Origin of the sequence: Dickeya poaceiphila (genome assembly GCF_007858975.2) — a bacterium.
Lineage (GTDB): Bacteria > Pseudomonadota > Gammaproteobacteria > Enterobacterales > Enterobacteriaceae > Dickeya > Dickeya poaceiphila.
Genome location: NZ_CP042220.2, coordinates 1693286 through 1709062, shown reverse-complemented (window position 1 = coordinate 1709062; position 15777 = coordinate 1693286). Strand labels below are relative to the sequence as shown.

Sequence of the window (15777 nt, the reverse complement as noted above, 5' to 3'; positions counted from 1 at the left end):
AGGCTATGCCTCGGCTTTTTCTCTTCACAGTAGCTCTTCACAATTGTTATTTTTCCGCCGCAGCACATGTGATTCGCACCCGCACCGTTTTTTCCCGGCTATGACGCGACCACACCCTCTTCCGTTATTACGTCCACGATGTGGAACAAACCCGTCACGAGGTAAAACAGCAGGTGTATTAATAAGAATAAATTCGATACTGACATCGATATTTAAAATTACATATAAGATTAATAAAAACCCAATAAAGCAATACAGCAATAACCCATTGTTTTTCATTAAAAAATAAATAAATAAAAATGAAACATAATATTTTTATTCGAATAAAAACATAATATTTCACCAACACCATTCTGGTATCACTTTCATTCTGGTTACCTCCCCCTCCTGATGTAAGACTGCGGGCGCACATAACAACACATCGACAATGCTCCTGCTGTATCTCTATTGCTGTCAGGCAGAAATGCCTCAGTGGTGATTAACATTTAGTGAGGGTAATGATGATAATGAAGCATCTGATAACTATGCTAACCGCATCAGTATTATTGTCTTCAACCGGTTTGGTCAGCGCGGCTGAAGTTTATAATAACCAGGGTAATAAATTTGATTTGTATGGCAAAGTGCGAGCGGGTTATTACTTTGGTGATAACACCAATAGTTTCAAAAGCAATGGTGATTCAACTTATGCACGACTGGGTGTAAAAGGTGAAACGCAGATCACCCCATATATTACCGGTTACGGCAATTACGAATATCATTTTGATGCCAGCAAGGCGGAAGACACCAATGGCGATAACGGGAAAACCCGCTACGCCTATGCCGGTTTGAAGTTCGATAAATTTGGCAGTATTGATTACGGCAGAAATAAAGGCATCGCCTATGACGGTTTATCCTACACCGACGTATTGCCTGAATTTGGCGGCGATCAAGGCTATACCGACAATATTACTGGCCGCACCGCCGGGGTGGCGACATACCGTAACAAGAACTTCTTTGGTCTGGTCGATGGATGGGACATTGGGCTGCAATATCAGTCCAGCCACAATGACTCCACTGATCCGGCGCGTCAGGTCGGTAATGGCTGGGGAGTCTCTTCTGCGTATACCACACCTGTCGGTATCGGCGTTATCGCCTCTTATGAAGCCGTCAGCCGAACAGCGGCACAGCGAGCGACAAATGAAGGCGACAAGGCTGACGCCTGGGCTGCCGGCGTGAAATACGATGCCAATCGTACCTATTTAGCGGTGATGTACGGCATACTCCATAACCTGACACCAATTGGCACCTCAACCGCCGCCTTTGCTGATAAAACCAAAATATTTGAGGCGGTGGCGCAATATCACTTTGATTTTGGACTCACGCCGTCTCTAGCCTATGTATCCGCCAGAGCATACGATGAGACGGATATTGGGCAAGGCACCAGTGGTTATGTCACCCGGTATGCCAGTTTGGGGGTAAATTATACCTTCAATAAGAATATGGTTATGAATGTGGCTTATTTGCGCAATCTGATAAGCAGCACTGATAATCCATTTGCCAGAAAGACCGGTGATACGGTGTTCACCGGTCTGGTATATCAGTTCTGACAGGTGTACACCTTCCCGATACCTGCGGCAAAGTCGGCATATGCGCCGACTTTGCCGGTTTTCAGGCAAAAATCTCGACGGCTTCACCGCCATCACTATTTCCGTTTCTTTTGATGCAAACGGTTGGCAAAGCCAGACGCTGGCGTTAACCTGCTATTTCTATTTAATCTCTGTTATGGATTACTTCGCAATGTTTGAAAAAATCGCTGCCGCACCTGCTGACCCAATTCTGGGGCTGGCCGATCTGTTCCGCGCTGATGAACGCTCCCACAAAATCAATTTGGGGATCGGCGTTTATAAAGATGAAACCGGTAAAACGCCGGTACTCACCAGCGTAAAAAAAGCAGAACAGCTGCTGCTGGAAACCGAAACCACTAAAAACTACCTGAGTATTGATGGCATACCGGAATTCGCTCGTTGCACTCAGGAGCTGTTATTCGGTAAGCAGAGCGAGATCATTGCGAACAACCGTGCACGCACCGCACAGACACCGGGCGGCACCGGTGGCCTGCGTGTGGCAGCAGACTTTATCGCCACCCAGACCAGCGCCAAACGCATCTGGGTAAGCAATCCGAGCTGGCCTAACCATAAGAATGTTTTCGCTGCCGTTGGTCTCGACGTCTGTGATTACACCTATTACGATGCAACTCGCCACGAGCTGGATTTTGACGGTATGCTGGCCAGCCTGAGTGCGGCACAAGCCGGTGATGTGGTGCTGTTCCACGGCTGTTGCCATAATCCTACCGGTATTGACCCGACCAAAGCGCAATGGGAACACCTGGCCGCACTGGCGCTGGAAAAAGGCTGGCTGCCGCTGTTTGACTTCGCCTATCAGGGCTTTGCCCGTGGTCTGGATGAAGACGCTGAAGGGCTGCGTATTTTTGCCGCCAAACACACCGAGCTGATTGTTGCCAGTTCTTACTCCAAGAATTTTGGTCTGTACAACGAGCGAGTAGGTGCCTGCACTATCGTGGCGGCAGAAGCCGTGATTGCCGATACGGCATTTAGCCAGGTCAAGGCGGGAATTCGTGCCAACTACTCCAACCCACCGTCACACGGTGCGGCTGTCGTGGCTACCGTGCTGTCTAATGAGTCGTTGCGTAACATCTGGGAACAGGAATTAACGGCCATGCGTGAACGCATTCAGCGTATGCGTCACCTGTTTGTCAGCACCTTGCAGGAAAAAGGCGCTACTCAGGACTTCTCCTTCATTATCAATCAGAACGGCATGTTCTCTTTCAGCGGGTTGAGCAAAGATCAGGTACTGCGCCTGCGCAACGAATTCGGTATCTACGCCGTCAACTCTGGCCGAATCAACGTAGCAGGTATGACGCCGGAAAACATGGCGCCGCTGTGCGAAGCCATTGTTGCCGTGCTGTGATGATGCATCCTGCCTGACTCCCTTTCAAACGGGCGACGGCACACAAAAAAGCCAGCAGTTCTGCTGGCTTTTTGTTTTTTACGCAGATAAAACAGGAGTCAGCCAGCATCGCGCACAAACGGATTGCTAAGGCGCTCTTCTCCGAAGGTGGACATCGGCCCATGACCTGGAATAAAGACGATATCATCCCCCAAAGGGAATAACTTATTACGAATAGAGTCCACCAGCGCCTGATGGTCGCCCTGTGGGAAATCGCTGCGCCCTATGCCGCCATGGAAAATAACATCACCCACCTGAGCGAAGCGTGCCTGCTTATCAATGAATACCACATGCCCCGGCGTGTGACCCGGACAATGCACAACAGATAACACCGACTCGCCAATGCTGACGGTATCGCCCTCTTCCAGCCAGCGGGTCGGCGTCAACGGTGGACAATCATTCAGCCCAAACATGCGGCTCTGAGCAGGTAATCCATCAAGCCAGAAAGCATCGGCACGCTGCGGGCCAACAATAGGCGCCTGATAGTGTTCAGCCAGCGCGACAGCAGCACCGACATGGTCCAGATGACCATGCGTCAGCAGAATCTGGGTGACGACGACACCCGCCTGCGCCACTGCCTGTTTGATTTTTTCTGCTTCACCACCGGGATCAACAATAGCGGCCTGCAACGTTTTCTCACACCACAGTAGTGTGCAATTTTGGCTAAAAGCCGTAACAGGAATAATTTGGTACTTCATACCGCTCCGTTCTTACTTCAAATCCTTGTGCGAGGAGAAAGCCTACCTCGCCCATTCCGTCATTCACATTACCAGGTGCGAACAGCCCCGGTATCAATGTGCACAAAGTTGCTCTGTGGGTAATAACCAACACCGCCCGCACGCATTTTCACAGCAGCTTTCCGGATATTCGCCAATTGAACGCCTTCAATATGGAAATCCATCGCTTTGCCCTGGGTGTGATAGCTCTGTTTCGCCACGCCCTTACTGTGCGACCGCAGATCTTCATTGGTGCTGTAAGAACGATAACCTGAGATCAGCTGTACCGGCTTGGTAGAACCTAACATCACCTGCAGTCGGTATAGCTGATCAAACAGCGCGGGATCAATAGTTTTGATTTTATTGGCCCGATAGTCGCGAAAAAAGTGATTCAATCGGGATAACTCTGCTTTGTTATAGCGACGACCATCAAAGAATTCGACTTTGATGTGCTCGCCGGTATTAATATTATTCAGTGTGAGAATACGTGGACGAGCAGTGGATAACGAAGCCAACGATTGACCTGGCAACAGCGCTATTCCTAAGGCTGCACCGCCAAGCGCCAGCCATTTGCGTCGATGATTATCAATGTGTTCCATAAAGATCGAGTACCCTGGGCTAAAAAAGCGAAGAGAATAACAGGCGAAGCGGCACCTAATGCACCGCATTGCACCTTAACTGCCTGCAGCAGACCCGTCAACCCGCTTTCTTCGGACTCTGGCGCAGGCTCCCACGGTTTTTCGCTTCACAACACCCGGTGATATCATCCGGGAATTGCCCGGATTACGCATAGTTACTGTAATAATAATCCCACTTTGGACAAAGCCAGTGCGCCGGTTTTTACCGTATCATCATAATTGTAAATATCTGTGCGGAATTGCGGCTTACCATCATCAGCGACCCAGGCGGTGAGATAATAGAAATTGACCGGCACCCTTTGGCGTACCGCCACGTAGGTGGTGTTGCCCTGCTCTATCGTTGATGAGATGCGCGCATTATTCCACCCAGCATCCTGTAACAACAACGCTGCCAGCTCAGAAGCCTTATTAACGCGCACGCATCCCGAACTCAGCGCCCGGATATCCTTCTGAAACAGATTATGGTTAGGCGTATCATGCAAATAGATGGAATCCGTATTGGGTATATTGAACTTGTAACGCCCCAGCGAATTGCTGTCTCCCGGTGCCTGACGCAGGCGGTACGGGAAGTTGTTGGCAGATACCATCGGCCAGTCGATCGTTGCCGGGTCAATCGGCTGGGCGCTTTCGGTCCAATCTGACAATACTGTGTATCCATGGCGCTGCAGATACCCTGGGTCCTGAATCACCTTAGGAATAATATCCTGACGGGTAAGCGTAGTCGGCACATTCCACGGTGGGTTCATCACGACATTGCTCAGTGAGCTTATCATCAGTGGCGTCTTGCGTTTAGGCTGGCCGACAATCACCCTCGACGACAGGATCTCTGCTCCATTTTGATAGTAGCTGAGCGAATAGTTAGGAATATTAACCATGATGCCGCTGCTGACTTTATCCGGCACCAGCCGCAAACGCTGAATATTTAACGCCAGCAAAGTAGCACGCATTTGCGATGACACATTGAGCCAGTCGCGGGTGCGCTTGCCGATGACGCCATCATCCTGTAGCCCCTGCGAATGCTGGAAACGTTTTACGGCTTCCACTACCTCTCCGTCATAACGCAGTGACGACGAGCTGCCTGACGAGGCATCGTTAAACAGCGGCATTGCCGGGCCATCCTGAGTCAACATACTGGTTCGCCGCAAAATCTCTTTCAACACCGGTAACGCGGTGCTTTCATCACCGGGACGTAATGAGTCCGCCAGTATCAGTTTTGGCCAGGGGCGGTTGTCCGTGAGCATATTTTTCAGCGCATCGTGCATTTTTGCATACTGGGAATGATGAGGCGCTAACGATGCAATAAACGCCAGGCCGTTGCCCGATGCAACGGCCTGCTGCCACTGTCCAACCATCGCTGGTGACGGCGCAGCCAGCTTATAAGGCTCGCTGCCATACAGCCAGTTGTTGCCATTTCTTTCTACCTCGGAGACAAACTGCATATACCCCAGCAGGGCATCCGACAGGACTACGTCACGGGCAAAACCGTTTAATTTAGGATCGGTTAACCAGCTCACCCAGGTGGTGAACTGTGGCTGAATACCAGAAAGCGCGAGTTCCGCCAACTGCTGCTGAAAAGCGTTGACGACCTGTTTATCACCCCACATCGGCTGCATGTGCTGGCGCGTATAGAGCGCGGTTAATTCACCGAGATAATGCGGTGTAATGCCCGCGGGCAGAGCACGGGTGACAGAGGCATGATTTTTTGACACGGCGGTTACCGCCACACTGTCTGGTGCCGCCTGAACGGAAAACGAAGTCAACAGACTGCCCAGCCAAATCGAACCGGCTACTCCCCAAAGCAGTCTTTGTGTATTTCGTTTGACTAACAACATCCATTTATCCCCTGTACATAAAATGACACTGCTTTTATTACACCGCGTGTTTTGATCACACCGAATGTTTTAATCACATCGGGTATGTTGTAACCACCCAGTTTCTGTCAGCTAATACGGTTTTCGCAACCAGTATACGTTTTAAAAACAACATGTTTTTAAAAATTAATCTACCCGTTACCGCAAACGCGTGTCGTGCACCGGAATCATCCTGCGCCAACGGTTTAATCCGCATCACGAAAAATGACCAGATACACCCCATGTTATACTGATTTTACGGTGTGACAGGGGAAATAACGAGCGCGATACACCTGCCATTCTGACCATCATACAATCAGTTATCTGGCTTTTCTTCACCCATGTTGCCTATCGGACTCGCCCAGACCAGAAACTAGCTGGAGCAGGAAATCACCAGATGTTTGCCCCAGTCCGGAGGCAAAGCGGCCAGGTCCGCCATATCGGGTTGATCGGCATACGGTTGACGCAAAACCTGATGCAGGCGGGCAAGTAAGCTAACATCCTCTTTTTGTGCCCGTTCAATCGCCTGTTGCGCCAGATAATTGCGTAATACGTAACGCGGGTTGGCCTGCTTCATCCGCCGTTGACGCCCGGCGTCATCCTCCTCGTTTTCCAACGCCAGCCGCTGCCGGTATATACGAAACCAATCGTCAAATGCCGCACGATCAATAAACACATCCCGTAACGGTGAGTGATTGCTGTGACATTCTGTTTCCGACAACAATCGAAAGATATGGCTATAGTCGGCCTGTTCACGCTTCATCAGTTGCAGCAACCCGACCAGCAAATCATTATCCTGCGCCTGCGGAGTACCAAAACCCAGTTTGGCGCGCATTAATTCACCGAACTGCTGCATCAGTGCAGGTTCATAACGGTCCAACGCCTGTTGCAGGAGGTTGGCAGGCATCAGCCCTGATAGGGACTGCGCCAGACGATGCAGGTTCCATAACCCTACCGAGGGTTGATTATCAAACGCATAGCGCCCCTGATGATCCGAATGATTACAGACATAATCTGGCTGGTAGTCATCCATAAACCCGAAGGGACCGTAATCGATAGTCAGTCCAAGAATAGACATGTTATCGGTATTCATGACGCCATGGGCAAAACCTACGGCCTGCCAGTGGGCTATCAGCCGTGCAGTACGCTCCACCACATCGCTGAACCACAGATAATAGCGATCCGCTTCTTGCTGCCACTGCGGCCAATAACAGGCAATGACGTACTCAGCCAGCTGACGTACCTTTTCTGGTTCGCGGCGATAATAGAAATGTTCGAAATGACCGAAACGGACATGGCTATCCGCCACCCGCAACAGCATCGCACCCTGCTCTTCCTGCTCACGCTGAACCGGGTGGTCGCTGCTGACGATAGTTAATGCACGCGTGGTGGGAATACCAAGGTGGTGCAACGCTTCCGACGCCAGAAACTCACGCACGACAGAACGCAAGACCGCCCGCCCATCCCCCATACGCGAATAGGGGGTTAATCCCGCGCCTTTGATGTGCCAGTCTTGCGTACGTCCATCCGCCAATTGTTGTTGTCCGAGCAGGATGCCTCGCCCATCGCCTAACTGTCCGGCCCATACGCCGAACTGATGACCGCTATACACCTGAGCCAACGGCGCCATGCCCGGCAACAGCTGTTCTCCGCTCCAGATATGACCGTTATCACCTTCAAACCAGTCAGCGGATAACCCCAGTTCTTCAGCCAGTGTGGCGTTGTGATACAGCAAACGCGCACCCTGTAGCGGTGTAGGTGTCAGTTCGGTATAAAACCCCGGCAATTGCTGGTGGTAATGATTATTGAACGGCAGGTGATACGGCATCATTCTCACTCCCTTTTTTATCAGTGTAGAACTGAGGCAGGAGAATTAACACGGAGTAAAAACAAGGCTATTTAGCCGGACAGAAAAACTAAGGATACAAATAAGATAGCTGAGCTGAAAGCAGTGGGCGACAGCCACAACTGAACGCCCAACGTTGCTTAACCGTAACAGGCAACCGGCATTAACGCATTATCCAGCGCTTCTGGTGGCAAGGGCGACCAGAGTTGCCCCTGCACCGCGTTGACATCAAGCTCAAAAACCCGTTCAAAGCTGGCTATATTATCCACCCCTTTCGCCACTACCTTCAGTGAAGGGCACTGTTTTTTCATAACCTGTAACATGGGGTTAACGATAGAAACAGAAACAGGTCGGATTAATAACTTATTAATAAATCCCGCGTCCATTTTTACACAGGAAATGACGCCATCATAAAATGGCTTCATATTCACATTGCCAGCGCCGAAATTATCCAACCACAAATGGAAAGACTGGCTTAATTTCATCAAATTAGGATTATCTCGCCCATGTGATATATCCGGGAAGTGCTCATTAATCTCAAGTTGCAAAAAAGGCAGCGAACGAAACTCATGCCACAGCAACGCGTCATTAATCAGAATTTCCGTCAATGTATGATCAATTTTCAACGCTACGATGACGCGATTATTGATAAACCAGGCTGATTTATCTTTCAGAATCGCCAGTTGTTCTCTTAGCAGCGCTTGCTTGTGCTGGTGATTCAACGTTCCCAGTAAAATCTCCTGCGGTATGGACAAACTTCCCCCCTCACACTGGAAGCGCCCGACCATTTCCAGCGCCATCAAACGGGAATCCAGATGGTAGACAGGAGAGAAAAAATACTGACTGACATAGTCAACTTCAAGCTGGATACGCATAGTGTTATAGCCAGAGTTAGAAAATTGAACCCGCCGTAACGGGCAGCCAGACAAACGGTATGCCTGACCTGACCCTATTCGCTGCTACCACTCCAGAAACATCAAGGATTATTAACAATAATATTCAAACGGAGCGCGTGACGCTTATTTAACTCAAACAATATATGTCTGAATCCGAAAGAAAATACGATGAATAATCTCTATCCTTTTTTACGCGAATACCAATACCATATTTATTACTGCCGAAACCGACAGTAAACTTATAATTTACCGCTTATCTAAAAACAATTTACTTTGCATTTTTCAGACAAATCCCCATAATATATTGCAAATTATTAACGAATACCTTCCGATAACCAGGCAATTACTGTGCTTATCTCATTGTGTTGTTGGGGATATTCCGATGCCAGCTGCTCACCAACCTTAGCCAGCGCTTCCGGACGATAAAATATACCGTTAAGCCGGGCAGCCAACACCTCCAGCGGAGTAGGATTAAGACTATCAGTAAACAGCTGACAGCGACTGATGACACCGCGCTCTACGTCAAAATGCAGTTCCACACCTCCCCAATCGAAGCGGGTATCCAGCGTATGGGTGAATTCAGGCGCCTGGCCAAAATTCCACGCCCAACTGCTCTGGCGCGCAAACAACTCATCGAATCCCGGCAGTTCGGGAACAACATCGGGCGAAATTCTCTCTGGCTGACACTGGGTTTGATAATGGTCGAAAAATGCCTGAGTAATAGCGCTACAAACCGTCTCATGATCAATCTCCGGCAATAACTCCACCAGATTCGCAACCCGCGAACGTACCGACTCAATGCCTTTAGCCTGCAATTTCTTAACATCCGGATTGAGATAATCCGCCAGACGAGACAAGTTGGCTTCCAGCAGCAGCGTTCCATGATGAAAGCCGCGATCAGCGCTTTCCCGATAGGCAGAACCAGAAATTTTTCTGACGCCGTCATGCGTTTCAACCACCAGGTCATTACGCCCCGACGCATGAGCTTCAATGCCAAGCGCCGTCAGTGCACGTAAGATAATGCCTGTGGACACACTCTTGTCATAGCCGGGTTTACCCGCCATAAAAGTAAAACAGGTGTTGCCGAGATCATGGAACACCGCACCGCCGCCACTGCTGCGCCGGGCCAGCTTGACGCCATCCTGCTCCATACGCCGGGTATTGCACTCTTTCCACGGGTTCTGAGCGCGGCCAATCACTACCGTTTCAGCATTACGCCACAAAAACAGCACCCGTTGTGTAGTCGGCATCTGGCGGAAAATACACTCTTCCACCGCCAGATTGAACCAGGGGTCAATAGAATCAGAGATCAGCAAACGCAGCGCGGACACAGCAAGGCTCCAAAGACAACAGGCCACCCACCGGTGGCCGGGGAATCAGATGCGGCGAGCCTGCCAGTAGGCCCGTTTCCAGTAAACATTGTTGAGTGATGAACGCATAACACCGCGGCTGGTCGAGGCGTGAATAAACTGGTCATTACTGTCGTAGATGCCGACATGCAATCCATTCTCGCCGCTGCCGGTGCGGAAAAAGACCAGATCGCCCGGCAATAAGGCGTCACGGTCAACACGAGTACCGATTTCCGTCTGCTCCTCGGTCGAGCGCGGCAACGTCAAACCAAACCGATCACGAAACGTCAGATAAACAAAGCCCGAACAATCAATACCATTGTGATCCAGCCCGCCGTAGCGGTAGGGCGTACCACGCCACTTCGCCAGTTGGGCATGTAGCTGTGCGCGCACCTCACTGGCATCGCCCAGGCGGGTACTCTGCGGAACATGGCTGCTACACCCGGCCAGAAACAATGCCACCAGAATTAACCAGACTCTCCAGAACCTCATGCCATCATGCTCACTGTTGCCGGGGACAGCCCCGCAAAATCGAATTACGTCATATTATCATTTGCACTTTGAAGCCAATCGCCAGAAAAAAAGAGAGTTTTCCTATTGTAACGAAATATTATGACTACTTTGACACCACCAGCCATGTAGCCCGTCACCATACAGATAACCTGACTGGCTCCTCTATCGTCACTCACTCCTGCTGCGCCAGCATCCAGCGACGACCATCCAGCACATAATGCGTAAACGCCACGCCAAAAACCGAAGACAACGTCTCAGGTTGCATCACATCCGCCGCTGTCCCTTGCGCTACCAGTTCACCACCGGACATCAGCCAGACTCGATCAGCATAGTGCAAGGTATGGTTCAGATCATGCCCGGAGGCAATCACCGTTACACCAGCCCGGCATAGCTCCGCCAGCAATGCATCCAGCGCCACGCGTTGAGCAATATCCAAACTGGCAACGGGTTCATCTAGCAACAATAGCCGGGCAGATGGATTTAATGTCGGCCAGACTTGCAACAACACCGCAGCCAGCCTGACGCGTTGCCATTCACCGCCGGACAGCCGGGTAAGAGGACGACGCAGTTTATCCGCTAACGACAGCCGTTCCGCCAACTGCTGCACCACCGTATCCACATTATTAGTCTCTGCGGAAGGCTGATGCAGGTGCAGGTACTGGAACACCGGCATCATCGCCAGTGCGCCATGGTGCTGCGGCAGATAAGCCCGGACTCTGGCCAGATCGCGCGCCGACCAGACAGCCAATGCTTGCCCCAGCAGCTGTATCTCGCCCACTCCCGGCTGCAACCCAGCCATCAAGGCCAGCAAGGTGCTTTTACCTGCACCGTTAGGGCCAATAATGTGTACCTGTTCACCCCGGTGGCAACTTAGCTCCACCGAGGATAAGCGCCCGGCGACACTGGCATGGCGCAGGGACAGCAACGGTTGAACCGTCACGCTTACTGCACCAGCGCCTGTTCAATGGCTTTAATAATCGCGCTGTCATCCGGCGTCATGTCGGGCGAAAAGCGCGCCACCACATCACCACGACGATTAATCAGAAATTTTTCAAAATTCCACAGAATATCGCCAGGATGTACCGGTGCCTGCCCTTTGCTGATACGACGCTCGTAAAATTCACTCCCTTGTGGTCGCAACGCGTCTGGTTGAGCCTGAATCAGCGCCTGATATAAGGGGTGACGTCCGCTTCCGTTGACCTCAATTTTACTAAACATCGGAAACTGCACACCGAAGGTTCCGCGACAGAAAGCCTGTATCTCTTCGTTACTACCCGGCTCCTGTCCGGCAAATTCATTGGACGGAAACCCCAATACCGCAAACCCGCGTTCACGATAAGTTTCATACAGGTTTTCCAGCGTTTCGTATTGCCGGGTCAGTCCGCACTGTGACGCGACATTCACCACCAGCAGCACATTATTGCGCCAGTTTTCCAGTGACGTTGGACGACCATCGATGGTTTGCAGGGGAATTGCGTAGATGTTATTGCTCATTGTCTCTTCCTGTTTTTTCTAACCGGCTTTTCGCCGAACTGTTTATTATCGGAATCACGCCTGATGGCGCAGCAGCAGCCAGATAAACCAGGGTGATCCCAGTGTGGCGGTGACCACGCCAACCGGCAATTCCGCCGTGGCCAGCAAAGTACGCGCCAGCGTATCTGCCAGCATCAGCACCACTGCGCCAGCCAGCCCACATCCGGTTAATAGATAGCGCTGATCGGTCAAGCCACACAAGCGCAAAATATGCGGGATAACCAATCCGACAAAACCAATCACGCCAGCCAGCGCTACACTCATGCCCAGTAGCGCTCCCATCGCCAAAACCAGCACATTACGCCAGTAGACTACCGCAACGCCTAATTGCCGGGCAGCCGGTTCGCCCAGCGCCAACTGGTTTAGCACCCCGCCGCAACACGCCAGCCAAACCAGCAAAGGGAACATCAGTAGCATTAATGCGCCGTAACGCCAGTCCACGCCACTGAACCCGCCCATCATCCAGTACATTAGCTGGCGTAAATCAAGGCTGGTGCTGAAATAAACCGCCCAGGTCATCATCGCGCTGCAAATAATGCTCAGCGCCACACCAATCAGTAGCAACCGCGTGTTAGACACCCCAGCACGGGAAAAACGCAGCAATAGTAAGGTCACCAACAGCGCACCGGCGATGGCGCACAGGCTAAGGCTCCAGACCGGCAACATTCCATGGCCGATCAACACTGCCAAGACCAGTGCCACGCCCGCGCCGCTGGAAACGCCAAGCAACCCCGGCTCGGCCAATGGGTTATCGAACACCGCCTGCATCACCGCACCGCCCATCGCCAGCCCGGCCCCCACCAGCATCACCGCCAGCGTGCGCGGCAGTCTGAGTTGCCAGATAAATAAGGAGGATTCCGAATCGAACCAATGCGTTGGGCCAATCCAACGCTCACCGACGCACAAGCTCACGATGATTCCCAGCACCAGCAGCAGCCATAACCCCAACAAACGCTGGCGATCTCGCCTGCGCTGCTGGTGTTTCAGTTGGGTATAGCCTACCGGGGTTAACTGCATGGGCGACCTGCAATGAAAAAATCGGACAATGTCACCATGATGCGCATATACACAGTGATATCAAGCTGATGCTGGGAAATTTCGCCGGGGAATGGAAAGCAGTCCGCAACGTATGCTGCAAGGGGCTATGGCGAATATCCCCTGCAACATGGTATGACAGGTGATTACTTCATCTGGTTTGATTGTTTTTTGATCTAAATGACGTCTCAACGACCTGAGTAAGAAATCGTCACCAACCATCCTGCGGGGTAATTGTATGCTGACATCCCTCCTGCGCTTGCTGCAACGCATCCGGCAAAAAGGCGAACATTGGCATAGTAAATCGTCCAACGATTGCGTCGAATGCGAATACAGCTTCTACAATCATGAAGCCAACCTGCCATTCGACCAGATCGAAGAGTGTCTGCGCGCCCGCCGGGATGCGTTGATGCAGGAACAGCCGCCCGTGGCAGAACCGATGCCCGCAATCATACGCCCACGCTGGGCACGCAAGTCATCAGATTCAGGTTGAGGCTAGCGAGTGGCGCGTAAGCCAGGTGCGGACGAACTCCACCACGACCTTACTGGCAGGGCCATAAATGTGTTCGTCGAACTGACTTTGAACCTGACTGGGTTCCAGATTGAGTTCCACGGTATGTGCGCCATGCACCCGCGCTTCGTGAACGAAACCGGCTGCCGGATAAACATGGCCCGACGTACCGATGGCAATGAAAAGATTCGCTTCTGATAACGCATGATAGATGCGATCCATCCCCAACGGCATTTCGCCAAACCACACCACATGAGGACGCAGCGGCGCCGGAAACTGGCAGCAGTGGCAACGTTCATCCGCCGAGACATCGTCCGTCCACTCAAACACCTGTCCGCTCTGGCTGCAACGCACTTTCAACAGCTCGCCGTGCATATGGATGATACGTTTGCTGCCGGCACGCTCATGCAGGTTGTCAATATTCTGGGTGACCAGCAGAAAATGATCGCCAAGTGCCGCTTCCAGTTCCGCCAACGCCAAATGCGCAGCATTGGGCGCAATGTCCGGCTGCTGCAACTGACGACGGCGTTGATTGTAGAAATGTTGAACCGTTTGCGGATCGCGATGAAACCCTTCCGGGGTGGCGACATCCTCCACCCGATGCTCTTCCCACAGTCCATCCGAAGCACGGAACGTGCGAATACCGGACTCAGCAGAAATCCCTGCTCCGGTAAGTACAACAACACGTGGTTTATTCACGTTTTTGACCACCAGATAATCACGATGAAAAATGCGGGCACACAAACGCTGATGACGCAGACGTTTTCGCTGCCGAAAACGGTGTAATCGTTGATGCGAGTGCATGTCTGCTCCTTAGAGTGTCTGTCTTTAGCGCGCCAGCGCGACGCTATCGGTTCGCTTTATCTCCGCTCTGACAGCGGGTTATCAATGATAACGCCACAGGAATCAGGGCGATATCGGTTGACTCATCAAGTGTAGCAATGCTGCACCGCGCACGCCGCCCGCATCGCCATGGCGGGCTTTTTCAATACGCGGCACGCGCGCTACCGACAACAGGCTCTCTGGCAATCGCCGCGGCAACTGCCGATAAATTTCGTCAACGTTCGACAAGCCACCACCAAACACCACCAGATGCGGGTCAACCAACGTTAACAGATTACCCAGACACACCGCCAGTAATGCCAGATAACGGTCTACATGCGCCTGTGCCCGTGGCTCGCCGGCGTAAAACGCCGTGATAATGTCCGGTGCTGATAGGGGGTGCGAGTAAAAGTGCGCGTATAACCATTCAAATCCGCGGCCAGAGAGGTAGTTTTCCACACAACCGGTGCGACCACAGCCGCATTTTACGCGTGGAATCGACTCGCCGAGGATATCCAGCGCGTCCACCGGCAAGCGAAAGTGACCGAACTCACCGGCAATACCGTTTTTTCCCTCCACAACCTGACCATTCACCACCAGGCCGCCGCCCATACCGGTGCCGAGAATAATCCCCAGTACCACCGGATAAGCGCGAAACTCGTCGTCCCAGGCTTCTGATAGCGCAAAACAGTTCGCATCGTTACTGAGCCGGACTTCACGTTGCAGCAGTCGGCTGAGATCGGCACGCAGCGGTTTCCCCATAGCAGCAGGCAAATTTGCAGCGAATAAGGTGCCATTGTCAGCGTTCTCCATGCCCGGCACGCCGACGCCAACCAGCCCGCGGCCACCTATCTGTGCGTCGGCTTCTTGCGTCAAGTTCAATAAGACACGTAGCAGATGTTCATAATCATCACGCGGAGTGGGAATACGTTTTTGCCAGATGCGCTGCAACCCGGCGTCAAATACCGCCAGTTCAATCTTGGTGCCTCCAATATCAAAACCGTAATACATGGACGCTCCCCAACTTCGGCTGAAAAGGACAAGGCCATTGCTCAAGCGCAA

General features: G+C 51.8%; 14 protein-coding genes and 1 pseudogene. 3 read left to right on the top strand and 12 right to left on the bottom strand.

Annotated elements, in window-relative coordinates; translation table 11 throughout:
* The first annotated feature begins 506 nt into the window (after window positions 1-506).
* Window positions 507-1586 (top strand): porin, encoded by a 1080-nt coding sequence (locus Dpoa569_RS07675; protein WP_050569459.1) that lies wholly within the window; start codon window positions 507-509, stop codon window positions 1584-1586.
* 190 nt (window positions 1587-1776) lie between these two features.
* Complete coding sequence (locus tag Dpoa569_RS07670) at window positions 1777-2967, top strand: amino acid aminotransferase (RefSeq protein ID WP_042873956.1); 1191 nt, start codon at window positions 1777-1779, stop codon at window positions 2965-2967.
* A gap of 98 nt (window positions 2968-3065) precedes the next feature.
* On the opposite strand, the gene Dpoa569_RS07665 is transcribed toward Dpoa569_RS07670, so the two are convergent.
* The 10 genes and pseudogenes from Dpoa569_RS07665 to btuC form a co-directional block, all read right to left on the bottom strand.
* Complete coding sequence (locus Dpoa569_RS07665) at window positions 3066-3704, bottom strand: MBL fold metallo-hydrolase (RefSeq protein ID WP_042871122.1); 639 nt, start codon at window positions 3702-3704, stop codon at window positions 3066-3068.
* 68 nt (window positions 3705-3772) lie between these two features.
* The gene (locus Dpoa569_RS07660; RefSeq protein ID WP_042871124.1) at window positions 3773-4321 is read right to left on the bottom strand and encodes a YcbK family protein; all 549 of its coding nucleotides are present in this window, start codon (window positions 4319-4321) and stop codon (window positions 3773-3775) included.
* A 194-nt stretch (window positions 4322-4515) separates the two neighbouring features.
* Window positions 4516-6045: pseudogene (ldtD, locus tag Dpoa569_RS07655) on the bottom strand (L,D-transpeptidase); the annotation flags it as partial.
* Between the two features lie 538 nt (window positions 6046-6583).
* A complete protein-coding gene (locus Dpoa569_RS07650; RefSeq protein WP_042873957.1) occupies window positions 6584-8038 on the bottom strand; it encodes a protein adenylyltransferase SelO in 1455 nt (484 codons plus the stop codon).
* A 158-nt stretch (window positions 8039-8196) separates the two neighbouring features.
* Window positions 8197-8931 carry an EAL domain-containing protein gene (locus tag Dpoa569_RS07645; RefSeq protein ID WP_042871128.1) on the bottom strand — a complete coding sequence of 245 codons (735 nt, stop codon included), beginning with the start codon at window positions 8929-8931 and terminating at the stop codon, window positions 8197-8199.
* A 335-nt stretch (window positions 8932-9266) separates the two neighbouring features.
* Entirely contained in the window at window positions 9267-10283 is a 1017-nt protein-coding gene (locus tag Dpoa569_RS07640; RefSeq protein WP_042871130.1) for a lipoate--protein ligase A, read from the bottom strand.
* 45 nt (window positions 10284-10328) lie between these two features.
* On the bottom strand, window positions 10329-10793 hold the full coding sequence (locus Dpoa569_RS07635) for an NlpC/P60 family protein (RefSeq protein WP_042871132.1): 465 nt from the start codon (window positions 10791-10793) through the stop codon (window positions 10329-10331).
* Between the two features lie 193 nt (window positions 10794-10986).
* Window positions 10987-11754 (bottom strand): vitamin B12 ABC transporter ATP-binding protein BtuD, encoded by a 768-nt coding sequence (btuD, locus tag Dpoa569_RS07630; protein ID WP_042871134.1) that lies wholly within the window; start codon window positions 11752-11754, stop codon window positions 10987-10989.
* A gap of 2 nt (window positions 11755-11756) precedes the next feature.
* Window positions 11757-12308: a glutathione peroxidase gene (locus Dpoa569_RS07625; protein WP_042871136.1), complete on the bottom strand. Its 552-nt coding sequence runs from the start codon at window positions 12306-12308 to the stop codon at window positions 11757-11759.
* 54 nt (window positions 12309-12362) lie between these two features.
* Window positions 12363-13364 (bottom strand): vitamin B12 ABC transporter permease BtuC, encoded by a 1002-nt coding sequence (btuC, locus tag Dpoa569_RS07620; protein WP_042871137.1) that lies wholly within the window; start codon window positions 13362-13364, stop codon window positions 12363-12365.
* 256 nt (window positions 13365-13620) lie between these two features.
* On the opposite strand from btuC, the gene Dpoa569_RS07615 reads away from it, so the two are divergent.
* Window positions 13621-13875 carry a hypothetical protein gene (locus tag Dpoa569_RS07615; protein WP_042871139.1) on the top strand — a complete coding sequence of 85 codons (255 nt, stop codon included), beginning with the start codon at window positions 13621-13623 and terminating at the stop codon, window positions 13873-13875.
* Here the strand turns inward: Dpoa569_RS07615 and cobB are convergent.
* Window positions 13867-14697 (bottom strand): Sir2 family NAD+-dependent deacetylase, encoded by an 831-nt coding sequence (gene cobB, locus Dpoa569_RS07610; RefSeq protein WP_042871141.1) that lies wholly within the window; start codon window positions 14695-14697, stop codon window positions 13867-13869. The two genes, Dpoa569_RS07615 and cobB, sit on opposite strands and share 9 nt — an antisense overlap.
* Window positions 14698-14799: 102 nt before the next feature.
* Window positions 14800-15726 carry an N-acetylglucosamine kinase gene (gene nagK, locus Dpoa569_RS07605; protein WP_042871143.1) on the bottom strand — a complete coding sequence of 309 codons (927 nt, stop codon included), beginning with the start codon at window positions 15724-15726 and terminating at the stop codon, window positions 14800-14802.
* Window positions 15727-15777: the final 51 nt, after the last annotated feature.

Excerpts from the sequence above, each read along its gene's own strand:
- Dpoa569_RS07675 (WP_050569459.1), top strand. The coding sequence starts at position 507 with ATGAAGCATCTGATAACTATGCTAACCGCATCAGTATTATTGTCTTCA.
- Dpoa569_RS07670 (WP_042873956.1), top strand. The coding sequence starts at position 1,777 with ATGTTTGAAAAAATCGCTGCCGCACCTGCTGACCCAATTCTGGGGCTG.
- Dpoa569_RS07665 (WP_042871122.1), bottom strand. The coding sequence starts at position 3,704 with ATGAAGTACCAAATTATTCCTGTTACGGCTTTTAGCCAAAATTGCACA.
- Dpoa569_RS07660 (WP_042871124.1), bottom strand. The coding sequence starts at position 4,321 with ATGGAACACATTGATAATCATCGACGCAAATGGCTGGCGCTTGGCGGT.
- Dpoa569_RS07650 (WP_042873957.1), bottom strand. The coding sequence starts at position 8,038 with ATGCCGTATCACCTGCCGTTCAATAATCATTACCACCAGCAATTGCCG.
- Dpoa569_RS07645 (WP_042871128.1), bottom strand. The coding sequence starts at position 8,931 with ATGCGTATCCAGCTTGAAGTTGACTATGTCAGTCAGTATTTTTTCTCT.
- Dpoa569_RS07635 (WP_042871132.1), bottom strand. The coding sequence starts at position 10,793 with ATGAGGTTCTGGAGAGTCTGGTTAATTCTGGTGGCATTGTTTCTGGCC.
- Dpoa569_RS07625 (WP_042871136.1), bottom strand. The coding sequence starts at position 12,308 with ATGAGCAATAACATCTACGCAATTCCCCTGCAAACCATCGATGGTCGT.
- btuC (WP_042871137.1), bottom strand. The coding sequence starts at position 13,364 with ATGCAGTTAACCCCGGTAGGCTATACCCAACTGAAACACCAGCAGCGC.
- Dpoa569_RS07615 (WP_042871139.1), top strand. The coding sequence starts at position 13,621 with ATGCTGACATCCCTCCTGCGCTTGCTGCAACGCATCCGGCAAAAAGGC.
- cobB (WP_042871141.1), bottom strand. The coding sequence starts at position 14,697 with ATGCACTCGCATCAACGATTACACCGTTTTCGGCAGCGAAAACGTCTG.
- nagK (WP_042871143.1), bottom strand. The coding sequence starts at position 15,726 with ATGTATTACGGTTTTGATATTGGAGGCACCAAGATTGAACTGGCGGTA.